This is a genomic window from Actinomadura logoneensis (assembly GCF_003428695.1).
GTDB lineage: Bacteria > Actinomycetota > Actinomycetes > Streptosporangiales > Streptosporangiaceae > Spirillospora > Spirillospora logoneensis.
The window spans coordinates 1-11,948 of the sequence record NZ_QURH01001004.1; the positions used below are offsets into that span (position 1 = coordinate 1).

Sequence of the window (11,948 nt, forward strand, 5' to 3'; positions counted from 1 at the left end):
AGGCGGCGGACGTGGCCGACATCGCCGGGCCCGGGCCGATCCTGGCGAGCGCGGGCAGGGTGAACCGGCCGCGCCGCCGGTCGCGCAGCGCCATCAGCCCGGCCAGCGCGGCGCCGGTCGCCATCGCCACGACGTGCCCGACGGCCGCGACGTCCAGGCTGGTCAGCCCGGCCAACAGGTAGGGGGCCAGGACGGCGAGCCCGGCGGCGGCCAGCACGCGCGGCACCCGGCCGGGACCGAACAGGATGGTCGCGAGCAGCGCCGCCGACAGCACGTAGGACGGCCCGACGTCGCTGATCTCGCGGACCGAGGCGCCGACCGAGCCGAGCGCCAGCCGGACCGCCGTGAGGCCCTCGCTGACCACCGTCCCGGTGACGTGGGCGGCGGCGACCAGCAGCACCCCGCGCAGGTTGCCGAAGCGGCGCGCGACCGGGAACAGCCCGAGCGCCATCATCACCAGCTGGAACGTGTGCGCCGCCCGCTCGCCCTCGGCGACGAAGGCGGACGCGACCATCGTGCCCACGGGGTTCCAGGACAGGTTGTCCAGGTTGGTGCTGGCCCACGCGACCATCGAGGCGCGGGCGGGGCCCGACAGCAGGTAGATCTGCGCGAACCCGGTAGCGGCGAACAGGACGAGGAAAACGAGCGGCATGGGATACCGCCGGAGGAAGCCACCCATCACGTTCGGCAGGCTAGTTCGGCCGCCGGGATGGTACGGCCCGTACGCCGAAAACCCGGTCCGGAACGCTCCATCCCGCCAGTCCCGCCTCACCGGCCCCGCCATCCCGCCCGCACCCCCGCCCACCTCGCGCGTCGTGCCGCGTCCCCTCCGCGGGCGGAGGCGGGACGCGGCACGGACGATCGGACCGGCCAGGGTTAGCAGGCTGTGGCGCTTTCGATAGGTGTGAACGCCGTGGAGCCGCACGACCGGCCCTCGGCCGGGGTGGTCAGCCGACGGCGACGCCCTCGACCGGGGTGCTGCCCTTCCGGACGAACAGGGCGGCGAGCACCGCGACGGCGGCGACGGCCCCCGCGACGGTCAGTGAGCTCTGGAAGCCGTCCATGAAGGCCAGGTGGCTGCCGGTGGTGATCGCGTGCGCGGCGGGCTCCGGGGTGCCCGGCGGGACGGGCGCGACGCCCTGCGAGACCAGGCCGGTCTGCCCCGCGAGCCGCTCCGCCGCCGGGCCCGGGACGCCCGCGCCGGTCAGCCGGTCGGTGAGCACGTTCCCCACCTTGGTGGACAGCAGCACGCCGAGCACCGAGGTGCCGAGCACGCCGCCGATCTGCGAGGCGGTCTGCTGGAGTCCGCCCGCGACGCCGGCCAGGTGCGCGGGGGCGTTCCCGACGATCGCCTCGGTCCCGGCGACGATCACCATGCCGAACGCGAGCCCGACCAGCACGAACCACGGCCAGATCTGCACGTACGGGGCGTCCACCCCGATCCGGGAGAGGCCGAACATCGCGGCGGCGGTGAACGCCATGCCGAGCGCGAGCGGCACGCGCGGGCCGAACCGGCTGGTCAGGAACCCGGCGATGGGCGAGGCGACGATGAAGATGCCGGTCATCGGCAGCATCCGGACGCCGGACTGGACCGGGGTCATGCCGTGCACGGCCTGCATGTAGAGGGTGATGAAGAAGATCGTCCCGAACATCGCGAAGAAGCCGAGCACGATCAGCCCGGTCGCGGCCGACAGCGACACCGAGCGGAACAGCGAGAGCGGCAGCAAGGGGTGCTCGGCGCGCAGCTCGTTGACCACGAACCCGGCGCCCAGCACGACCGCCGCGGCGAACGAGGCCAGCGGGGTGGTGTGCCCGAAGCCGTGCTCACCGGCCTTGATCAAGCCCCAGACCAGGAAGAACAGGGACGCGGTGAGCAGCGCGACGCCGGGCAGGTCGAACGATCCGGCGGCCTCCTCGTCCTTGGACTCGCGGATCACCCACAGTCCGGTGAGCAGCGCGACCACGCCGAGGGGCGCGTTGAGGAAGAACACCGACTCCCAGTTGACGTGCTCGACCAGCAGGCCGCCGACGATCGGGCCGCCCGCGATGGAGATGCCGACGGTGGAGCCCCAGATGCCGATCGCCGCGTTCAGCCGCTCGGCCGGGAAGGTGTTGCGCAGCAGGGCGAGGCTGGCGGGCTGCAGGAGCGCCCCCGCGAAGCCCTGCACCACGCGCCAGAAGACGACCATGCCGAGCCCGCCGGACAGTCCGATGGCGAGCGAGGCCACGGCGAAGCCGACGACCCCGGCGAGGAAGGTGCGCTTGCGGCCGAACCGGTCGGCGATCTTCCCGGCCGGGATCAGCGAGACGGCCAGCGCGAGCAGGTAGGCGTTGGTGACCCACTGCAGGCCGGACAGCGAGGCGTGCAGGTCGTGGGCGATGGCCGGGTTGGCGACCGAGACGACGGTGGCGTCCAGTCCGACCATCATCACGCCGAGCGCGACCGCGACGAGGGTCAGCCAGGGGTGGCCGTGGCCCGGTCGCGCCCGGGCGGGCGCCTCGGTCGGTGGACGCAGGATCTCGGCGCTCGAAGTCTGTGCCATGGAGTGTCCTCGGTGAGGGGATGGGGAAGCGGGTGGCCCTCAAAGTGTCATGCCGTGACACATGTCGTCAACCGTCATTGTTCAGTTCATGACGTAAGACACATGCTGACAGAATTCTGGACGGAGGGTGGACGGCCCGCTACAATCCGGGCATGACCGCGCCCGCTCCCGAGACCGAGCCCACCCCGCCCCCCGGCCGGCGCGAACGCAAGAAGCAGGCGACCCGCGAGGCCCTCCTGGACGCCGCGTTCCGGCTGTTCTCCGAGAAGGGGTACGAGGCCACCACCGTCGAGGAGATCGCCGACGCCGTGGACGTGTCGGCCCGCACCTTCTTCCGCTACTTCGCGTCCAAGGAGGACGTGGCGCTGACCTCGCAGGAGGCCCAGTTCCACGCCATGCTCGACGCCTTCGCCTCGCGGCCCCCGGAGGAGTCGGTGCTGACGGCGCTGCGGGAGGCCGGGGCGCTGCTGATCCAGGCCATGGACGCCGCGGACGCCACCGACGAGCGGCTGACCCGCTTCGACTGCCTGATGCGGCTCACCGAGGAGAGCCCCGCGCTGCGCGCCGGCAGCATGGAGCTCACCCGCCGCAAGAACGACGAGATGACGCGCGTGATCGCCGCCCGGATGGGCACCGACCCGGAGACCGACCTGCGGCCCCGGATGTTCGCGGCGATGGCCTCGACCGCCTTCATGGTCGCCGCCGACGCCTACCGCACCGGCCTCGGCGGGTTCACCTCGTTCGCGGAGGTCGTGGACGCCGCGTTCGAGGTCCTGGAGAAGGGCTTCAAGGACTACTGAGCCCGCCGAGGGGCCGCTGAGCCCGCCGAAGGACCGCTGTTCCGGCAGCGGGACGGCCGATCGGCGGGCCGGTGTCGGCGGGGCTCGCTACGATCACCGCCCATGCGCGTTGATCGTCATGACATTTCCGAATCGGCCGTCTCGTCCGCACTGGCGGCCGTCCCGGACCAGCTCGGCCGCGACACCAAGCTGGCCCAGTACGGCGGCGCCCCGAGCATCGAGATGCTCGCCGACACGCTGCTCGACTACGCGGCGGCCCGCACGGCCGACATCGATCCGCGCGCGGAGACCCGCGAGACCTGGCTCGCGCTGACCTCGGCCGCGGAGCTGTACCGGGACTACGCCCGCGCCCTGACCGTCCCGGTCGGCGGCGAGGTCCGCGGCTGGGTCGAGTACCTCGGCGTCGGCTTCGGCTCCGCACAGGAGTACGACGAGACGCTGGGCGCGGCCGACTGGGTCCAGGCGTTCCGGGTCGCGCGCGCCGCCGGCGACCACCGCCTTCTCGGCTCGCTCTACGAGCTGGTCGAATCCCTCCCGGAGGCGCAGGACGAGATCCCCTTCATGCGGGCCCTCCGCGTCTTCTGGGACGGCGGCCCGGCCGAGGACTACCCGGACACCCCCGAGGGCGCCATGCTGCGCGCGATCGCCGGAGGCGACGCCGCCGCGTTCAACGCCGCCCTGGTCACGGCGCTGGAGAAGCACCGCGAGTCCGCCGGACGGTGGCCCCGCGACCTGATCGCGTGGGGACCGCTGGCCCTCGCCGCGCTCGCGCACGAGGCCGGGCTGCCGGTCGAGGTCGAGTCCGGGTACCTGCCCGTCCGCCTGGTCACCTGTGCCGGGCCGAAGAAGCCCGGCGCGGACGGCCCGGTCGCGCGTCCCGACTTCGACGCCGACCGCGCCGCGAAGTGGCTGGCGAACCGCGCTGCGATCGAGCGGGACCGGGTGGAGCACGCGTTCAGCCCGTCCGTCCTGGTCCAGTACCGGTTCAGCGCCATGCACGGCGTCGGGAGCGGCGAGCTGATGGCGCTCACGTTCCGCTCGGTGCTCGACCCGCGCGCCGAGGATCCCGCGTACGCGGAGGGGCTGGCCCTGGCGAGTGAGGCGCACGCGGCGGCGTTCCGGCTGGCGTCGGCGCCGCAGGGCACGATGATCGCGGTCACGCTCGCCGGACGCACCGAGGAGCTGCCCGCGTCCGGGCCCGTCGGCGACGCGAGCGACTGGACGTACGCGCGGGCCGTCGCGCTCGCCTGGACCGTCCGGTCCCAGGCGGACCTCGCGAACCTGGCCGCCTTCGACTCCATGAACCTCGCGACCACCCTGCATGAGACGACCTGCTACGCGCACGCGTGCCGTGACGTCCTGCTGGGCGAGGACCCGCGTCCGGCGCTGGCGGAGGGGTTGGTGAAGACCTCCGGCGACGACTGGTGGGAGTGCCTGTCGAACCCCCGCCTCCGCCTGCTCGACCGCATCCTCGAGAACGACGCGGACGGTTTCAACACCGCCCTCACCGAGGCGCTCGCGCTCTTCACCGACTACTACAGCGCGGGCGACCGCGTCGGCGACCCGGACGGCCAGCTCCACTTCGACGCGCTCGGCCTCGCCTGCCTCGCGCACGACCGGGGCATCCCCGTCCGCGTCGAGTCCGACTTCCTGCCGCGCGCGATCGTCGAGGGCCTCGCCCGGCGCTGATCCCGCGGCGTGGGCCGCGGGCGCTCAGCCCGCGGTGAGAACCAGGCCGCTCGTCGGAACGCCCGTCCCGGCCGTGACCAGCACGTTCGTCGCGTCCGGGACCTGGTTGGCCGCGGTGCCGCGGAGCTGCCGGACGCCCTCGGCGATGCCGTTCATCCCGTGGATGTACGCCTCGCCGAGCTGCCCGCCGTGCGGGTTCACCGGCAGCCGGCCGCCGAGCTCGATGCCGCCGTCCTTGAGGAAGTCCTTCGCCTCGCCGCGTCCGCAGAACCCCAGCTCCTCAAGCTGGACCAGGACGAACGGGGTGAAGTGGTCGTAGAGGATCGCGGTGTCCACGTCGTCCGGCCCGAGACCCGACTGCCGCCAGAGCTGCTCGCCGACGCGGCCCATCGCGGGCAGGGACGCCAGGTCGCCGCTGTAGTAGGAGAACATCATCATCTGGTCGGGGCCGGTGCCCTGCGCCGCGCCCGCGATCACCGCCGGACGGTGCGGCAGGTCGCGGGCGCGTTCGGCGCTCGTCACGACGATCGCCTGCCCGCCGTCCGACTCCTGGCAGCAGTCGAGCAGGCGCAGCGGCTCGACGATCCACCGGGACGCCTGGTGCTCCTCCAGCGTGATCGGGCGTCCGTGGAACCACGCCCTGGGGTTCGTCGCGGCGTGCCTGCGCATGGCGACGGCGACCCGGCCGAAGTCCTCGCTGGTCGCGCCGTACTCGTGCATGTAGCGGCGGGCCTGCATGGCGACCCACGCGGCCGGGGTGGCGAACCCGAACGGCAGGTGCCAGGAGAACTCCATGGCCTGCGAACCCGACCCGCCGCCCTTGTTGGCCTGCCCGAACCGGTGCCCGGACCGCTCGTTGAACGCCCGGTAGCAGACCACCGCGTCCGCCTGCCCGGTCGCGACGGCCATGGCGGCGTGCGCGACCGTCCCGCAGGCCGCGCCGCCGCCGTAGTCCACGCGGGAGAAGAACCGCAGCGACGGGATGCCGAGCTCGCGCTGGACGGCGATCTCCGCGCTGGCGTCGGCGGTGAAGGTGACCAGGCCGTCCACGTCGGCGGGGGCCAGGCCCGCGTCGGCGATCGCGGCGCGGCACGCCTCGGCGGCGAGCCGCAGCTCCGACCGGCCCGAGTCCTTGGAGAACTCCGTCGCGCCGATCCCCGCGATCGCCGCCTTCCCGGAAAGGCTCACTGGGCGTCCCCCTCCTTGAACGTGACGGTCGCGGTCAGGTGGTCGCCGAGGCTGACCGCGCCGCGCACCCTGAGCGTCCGGTCGTCGGCGCGTTCACCGGTCAGCGTGAGGGTGTCCCCCGTGTAGGCCGGGACGCCGAGCCGCACCCGGATGCTCTCCAGCACCGCCCCCGGGACGGTCTCCAGCGCGTACCGCTGGACGAGCCCGATCGACGTCAGGATGTTGACGAAGATGTCCTTGGAGCCCTGCGCGCGGGCCAGCTCGGTGTCGTGGTGGACGGGGGTGAAGTCGCGGGTCGCGAGCGCGGTCGCGATGACGAACGTCGGGGTCAGGTCGATGCGCAGCGCTCCGTCCGGCTCCTGGTCCGGCTCTTCCCGCCGTTCGTCCCGCCCTTCGGGTTCGGGGGCGTCCGCCGGGGTCCAGCGCGGGAGGACCAGCTCGTCGTCCATGTGCTGGAAGAGGACGCGGACGGGCATGTCCACCTCGACCTCGGACGGCTCGCAGCCGACGATGTCGCCGACGATCCGCACGCCCTCCTCCAACTCGACGACCGCGACCGCGTAGGGCGGCGTCCGGCCGGGGACGGGCGGATGGTGGTGGACGACGAAGCTGTGCACGGTGCCGCGCCCGCTCGCCTTCCGGTACGTCCGGTTCGTGGAGTGGCAGGCGGGGCACATCGGGCCCGGCGGATGCCGCAGCGCGCCGCAGTCGGCGCAGCTCTGGATGCGCAGCTCGCCGTCGTTCACGCCGTCCCAGAAGTACCGCGTGTCCGGGCCGACCGCCGGACGCAGCGGATACCTGCCGGGCTTCGCGCCGGACGGCCTGCCGCCTCCGCCGCGTCGCCTCGGTCGGAACTTCAGGACCCGGAACAGCATCTCGGCCACGCGCCGGTCGTCCTCGTCGTACCAGGACTGGAACCACGTGACGAAGTAGCCCTCGCCCATGGCCGTCCGCTTCGGCCCCTGGACGTCGCCGAACCGCATGGTCGACCGCAGCCGCTCACCGACCCGGACGTAGCGGTCGTAGGTCTGGTCGCAGTTGGTCGCGACGACGCCCGTGTAGCCGTGCTCGTTGAGCAGGCGCAGCGGGTCGTCCGCGACCGAGCCCGCCTTCTGCGCGACCAGGCCGGGCATCGACCAGACCTGGATCATCGCGGGCGGGGCGACGTCCCGCCACGCGCCCGCCGCGCCGGACGCGTCGCCGAGCGCCTGCGTCCAGTGCCGGATCATCGGCGCGTTCACCGGGTCCGGGCAGGGCGGCGCGGGGAGCTCGCCGCGCGCGGCCAGCCGGGCGGCGAGCGCGGTCAGCTCCTCGTGCACCGCCGGCTCGTCCAGTTCCTCGTGCACCGCGGGCGCGTCACGCGCCTCGCTCAGGTCTCGCTGTCGCACGGGGCTCCTCACCGGGGTGCGCGGGGCAGGCCGAGGCCGATCATGGCGATGAGCTCCCGCTGGATCTCGTTCACGCCGCCGCCGAAGGTCAGCACGACCGCGCCCTTGACGCCGTGGTCGAGCACCTCCAGGAACTCCGCGGTCGCGGGGTCGCCGGGGTCGCCGAAGCGGGCGAGGGTGTCGCCGACGATCCGGCCGACGTCCTGCATCCGCTCCGATCCGTAGATCTTGGTGGCGGACGCGTCGGCCGCGCCCAGCCAGCCGAGGTCCATGTTCGCCGCGACCTGCCAGTTCAGCAGCTCGTTGACGCGCAGGTAGGCGTACACCCGCGCGACGGCGCGCCGGACGTCGGGCTGCTCGACGAGAGGACGCCCGTCGCGTCCGGTCGCCGTGCGCGCCCACGCCGCGAACCGGTCGTAGGTGTGGCCGATGTTGCCCGCCGGGCCGAGCGTGACGCGCTCGTGGTTGAGCTGGTTGACGATGAGGTCCCAGCCCTTGTGCTCCTCGCCGACGAGCATGTCCGCCGGGACGCGGACGTCCTGGTAGTACGTCGAGTTCGTGTGGTGGCGGCCGTCCATGGTGACGATCGGCGTCCAGGAGAACCCGGGGTCCTCACAGTCGACGACGAGCATCGAGATGCCCTTGTGCTTCTTCGCGTCGGGATCGGTCCGGGCGGCGAGCCAGACGTAGTCGGAGTAGTGCGCGCCGGACGTGAAGATCTTCTGCCCGTTGACGACGTAGTGGTCGCCGTCCTTCACCGCCGTGGTGCGCAGGGACGCCAGGTCGGTGCCCGCGCCCGGCTCGCTGTAGCCGATCGCGAAGTGGCACTCGCCCGCGAGGATGCGGGGCAGGAAGAACGCCTTCTGCGCGTCCGTGCCGTACTGCAGGATCGTCGGCGCGACCGAGTTCAGCGTGATGATCGGGTACGGCACCTCGGCGCGCGCGATCTCGTTGGCGAAGATCTGCTGCTCGACCGGGCCGTAGCCGCGCCCGCCGTACTCCTTCGGCCACGCGACGCCGAGCATCCCGTCCCGTCCGAGGCGTTTGCAGTGCTCCATGTAGTACTCGCCGAACGGGTCGTCCGCGATGCGCGCGCGCTGCGCCTTGGTGAGGCACCCGCGGAAGTAGTCGCGCAGCTCGGCGCGGAGCTTCTTCTGCTCGCCGGTGAGGTCGATGAACATCGGCTACTGAACCTCCTGAGCGGCGACGAGCGCGCCGAGGGTGTCGAGCTGGTCCTCCGCGCCGCCGAGCAGGTGCCCGGCCTGCTTGGCCCAGGCGAAGTAGCGGTGCAGCGGGTAGGTGACGTCCAGGCCGATGCCGCCGTGCAGGTGCTGGCAGGTGTAGAGCGCCTCCACGACCTGGCCCGCCGCGGTGTAGGCGGCGATCGCGAGGACCTCGTCGGTGTCGTCCGCGCCGGTCGCGAACCGCCAGGCCCCGGCCCAGACCGCGACGTCCAGCGCGCGCTTGGCGATGTACACGTCGCCGATCTGCATCGTCACGGCCTGGAACTGGGCGAGCGCGCGGTCGAACTGCTCGCGCGTCCGGACGTACTCGGTGGTCAGCTTCAACGCGCCCTCGATCACGCCGGACGAGACCGCGACCGCGCCGGCGACGGCCGACCGGCGGAAGACGTCCCAGCCGTCCGGGCCGAGCGGGGTGCCGCGCGCGCCGTCCAGCGCGACCAGCGACAGCGGCTCGGACGTCGCCGACGGCTGCGGGCTCACCGCCGCCTCGGACCGCTCGACCACGTACACCCGGACCGTCCCGTCGTCCTCCCGCGCCGGGACGAGGAGGTGCGACGCCTCGTCGGCGTACGGGACATAGGTCTTCGTCCCGGTCAGCCTTCCCCCGCGCGCGGTCGTCTCCACCGTGCCGGGCGGTCCGGGCTCCCGGTACGCGCCGGTCAGGATCCGCTCCCCCGCCGCCACGCCCGCCAGCAGCTCCTTCTGCTCGCCGGTGCCGGCGAGCGCGATCGGCAGGGCGGCCAGCGCGAGCGCCGCGTACGCCGGGACGGGCGCGACGTGCGCGCCGACCTCCCGCAGCAGGACGGTCAGCTCCACCGGTCCGAGGCCCGCGCCGTCCTGCTCCGCGGGCACCACGACGCCGAGCAGCCCGGCCTGCGCGAGCGCCTTCCAGACGGCCGCGTCGTAGGCCGCGCCGGACGTCTCGAACGCCTCCAGGCGCTGCGGCGCGGCCTCCCGGCCGAGCAGGTCGGCGGCGAGGCCCCGCAGCTCGCGCTGGTCCTCGTCGAGGTCGAATTCCACTCAGGCGCTCCCTTCCAGGAGGTGCCGGCGGCCCCGCCGCCGGAACTCGGCGGCCAGCGCCGCGACGTCGTCGGCGGTCATCCGGCGGTAGGCGAGGTCGCGGCCGGGCCGCCACCACACCGGGTCGTCGGTGCGCCAGCCCTCCCGGGCCAGCGCGCGTTTGAGGATCTTGTTGGACGGTGTCGCGGGCAGCTCCCGCGCCACCCGCACGTACCGGGGCGGCCACTTCGGGCCGAGGTCGTCCCGCCCCTTGAGGAACGCGGCGAAGGCGTCCGGGTCGAAGTCGCCGGTCTCGGTGACGAGCGCGGCCATCACCTGGTCGCCGGACGCCGCGTCCGGGACGCCGAACACCGCGAGCTGCCGGACGCCGGGGAACGCGGCGAGCACCCGCTCGACCTGGACGGCCCCGAAGTTCTCGCCGTCCACGCGGAGCCGGTCGGCGGCGCGTCCGGCGAAGAAGACGTGGCCGTCCTCGTCCTGGTAGACGTGGTCGCCGCTCCAGAACATGCCGTCGCGCAGCCGGTCGGGGGCGTCCTCCTTGTAGTAGCCGTCGAACAGGCCGTCGCCGGTCGTGTTGACGAGCTCGCCGATGGCCTCGTCCGGGTTGGTGACGCGGCCGGCCGCGTCGAGGCGGGCGGGCGGGCACTCCGCGCCGGTCTCCGGGTCGAGGATCCTGATGCCGGGGGCGAGCCTGCCGAGCGCGCCGGGCGGGCCGGACGGGTCGGGCGTCAGGGCGATCGCGGTCTCCGTGGAGCCGTAGGCGTCGATGACGAAGCAGCCGAAACGCTCGCCGAACGCCTTCTGCTCCAGCGGCGCGGCCTCGTTCCCGAACGCGACCCTGAGCGGGTTGTCGGCGTCGTCCGGCTTCGGCGGCGTCGCGACCACGTACGACAGGGCCTTGCCGACGTAGTGCAGGTAGGTGCAGTTGTGCGCGCGGACGTCCGGCAGCAGCCCGGACGCGCTGAACCTCGACCGCACGACCAGCTCCGCCCCGGCGACCAGGGCGGGCGCGAACGCCGCCATGATCGCGCCGGAGTGGAACAGCGGCATCGGGCAGTACACAACGTCCTCGGGCGTGAGCAGCCGTCCCGCCAGGCTCTCCCCCGGCACGACCACCTTGCGGTGCGTGACCCGGACCGCGCGCGGCCGTCCGGACGTGCCCGAGGTGAAGATCAGCATCATCAGCGTCGTCTCGTCGATCCCGGCGGCGCCGGGCTGGGCCGTCCTGGCGGTGCCGGGTAGGGCCGTCCTGGCGGTGCCGGGCTGGGCCGTCCCGGACGGGCCGGGCAGGGCCGCCCCGGCGAACTCGGCGACCGCGAGCCCGTGCTCGGCGAGCCCGACGACCTCGCGGGTGCGGTCGGCGAAGCCCTTGGTCCGGACGGCCGTGCCCTGCGCGAGCGGGGTGTACTCGGGCTGGTGGACGACCAGGTCGCAGTCCGCGCGGCAGGCGTCCTCGGCCAGCTCGGCGGCGCTCCGGGTCGGGTTCAGCGCGACGACCACGTTCCCCGACAGCGCCGCCCCGCACAGCAGGAAGACCAGTTCCGGCAGGTTGTCGAGGAGGACGCCGACGTGCAGCGGGCGCTCCCCCGGGCGGCGGGCCGCCATCCACGCGGCGCGGGCGGCGGACTCGGCGACGACCTCGCGCCAGCTCCAGCGCCGCCCGTCGTCGGCGCAGGAGAGCCCCGGACGGTCGTCGGCGGCGCGGGCCGCGAGCAGATCCGCGACGGTCACCGGCGTCACCTCCCGGCCGCAAAACTAGAACAGATTCTAGTAAGTGTCCAGGGGCTGGTTCACCCGCTCCCACCGCCGCAAGTCGAACGTGAGAGGTTGTACCGAATCGCGTTCAAGTAACACGTTCCTGTGCGACCTGTAAGCTTGGTCCGTGAGTGCAGAACAGGCCGTGACCGGCGACCAGCCGCCCGAGGACCCCGCAGCCGATCCCGTGGCGGATCCCGCGCCGGAAGAAGCGGGGTCCGCCGTGGACGCCGCCGCGCCCGGAACGGATCCGGCGCCGCGCGGCGCGCGGTCGCGCAGCCAGCACCAGCGCCGCCGCCGCATCGTCCAGGCCGCCGCGGC

Annotated in this window: 9 protein-coding genes and 1 pseudogene; 3 read left to right on the forward strand and 7 right to left on the reverse strand. The window is 73.5% G+C overall.

Annotated features, from left to right (window positions below; all coding sequences use genetic code 11):
• Positions 1 to 652: rhomboid-like protein (locus DZF91_RS34470; RefSeq protein WP_147341524.1), on the reverse strand; the 652-nt coding region annotated here is incomplete at its 3' end.
• Between the two features lie 295 nt (positions 653 to 947).
• A complete protein-coding gene (locus DZF91_RS34475; protein WP_117361233.1) occupies positions 948 to 2,543 on the reverse strand; it encodes an MFS transporter in 1,596 nt (531 codons plus the stop codon).
• 152 nt (positions 2,544 to 2,695) lie between these two features.
• Between DZF91_RS34475 and DZF91_RS34480 the strand changes: the two genes are divergently transcribed.
• Entirely contained in the window at positions 2,696 to 3,343 is a 648-nt protein-coding gene (locus DZF91_RS34480) for a TetR family transcriptional regulator (RefSeq protein WP_117361234.1), read from the forward strand.
• Between the two features lie 102 nt (positions 3,344 to 3,445).
• Positions 3,446 to 5,032, forward strand: a complete 1,587-nt coding sequence (locus DZF91_RS34485; RefSeq protein WP_117361235.1) for an immunity 49 family protein — start codon at positions 3,446 to 3,448, stop codon at positions 5,030 to 5,032.
• A gap of 24 nt (positions 5,033 to 5,056) precedes the next feature.
• On the opposite strand, the gene DZF91_RS34490 is transcribed toward DZF91_RS34485, so the two are convergent.
• Genes DZF91_RS34490 through DZF91_RS34510 form a run of 5 tightly spaced genes read right to left on the reverse strand, consistent with a single transcriptional unit; the run spans position 5,057 to position 11,603 of the window.
• Positions 5,057 to 6,220, reverse strand: a complete 1,164-nt coding sequence (locus DZF91_RS34490; protein ID WP_117361236.1) for a lipid-transfer protein — start codon at positions 6,218 to 6,220, stop codon at positions 5,057 to 5,059.
• Complete coding sequence (locus DZF91_RS43000; RefSeq protein ID WP_328589258.1) at positions 6,217 to 7,608, reverse strand: OB-fold domain-containing protein; 1,392 nt, start codon at positions 7,606 to 7,608, stop codon at positions 6,217 to 6,219. The genes DZF91_RS34490 and DZF91_RS43000 overlap by 4 nt, the downstream gene beginning before the upstream one ends.
• An 8-nt stretch (positions 7,609 to 7,616) precedes the next feature.
• Positions 7,617 to 8,789 carry an acyl-CoA dehydrogenase family protein gene (locus DZF91_RS34500; RefSeq protein WP_117361237.1) on the reverse strand — a complete coding sequence of 391 codons (1,173 nt, stop codon included), beginning with the start codon at positions 8,787 to 8,789 and terminating at the stop codon, positions 7,617 to 7,619.
• Between the two features lie 3 nt (positions 8,790 to 8,792).
• The gene (locus DZF91_RS34505) at positions 8,793 to 9,872 is read right to left on the reverse strand and encodes an acyl-CoA dehydrogenase family protein (protein WP_117361238.1); all 1,080 of its coding nucleotides are present in this window, start codon (positions 9,870 to 9,872) and stop codon (positions 8,793 to 8,795) included.
• Positions 9,873 to 11,603, reverse strand: coding sequence for an AMP-binding protein (locus tag DZF91_RS34510; RefSeq protein WP_117361239.1), 1,731 nt, complete (start codon positions 11,601 to 11,603; stop codon positions 9,873 to 9,875).
• Positions 11,604 to 11,754: 151 nt separating this feature from the next.
• Between DZF91_RS34510 and DZF91_RS39160 the strand changes: the two are divergent.
• A pseudogene (locus DZF91_RS39160) lies at positions 11,755 to 11,948 on the forward strand (hypothetical protein); the annotation flags it as partial.

What these genes read in the sequence shown, in the direction of transcription:
- DZF91_RS34475 (WP_117361233.1), bottom strand. Translation starts at nt 2,543, where the DNA reads ATGGCACAGACTTCGAGCGCCGAGATCCTGCGTCCACCGACCGAGGCG.
- DZF91_RS34500 (WP_117361237.1), bottom strand. Translation starts at nt 8,789, where the DNA reads ATGTTCATCGACCTCACCGGCGAGCAGAAGAAGCTCCGCGCCGAGCTG.
- DZF91_RS34480 (WP_117361234.1), top strand. Translation starts at nt 2,696, where the DNA reads ATGACCGCGCCCGCTCCCGAGACCGAGCCCACCCCGCCCCCCGGCCGG.
- DZF91_RS34485 (WP_117361235.1), top strand. Translation starts at nt 3,446, where the DNA reads ATGCGCGTTGATCGTCATGACATTTCCGAATCGGCCGTCTCGTCCGCA.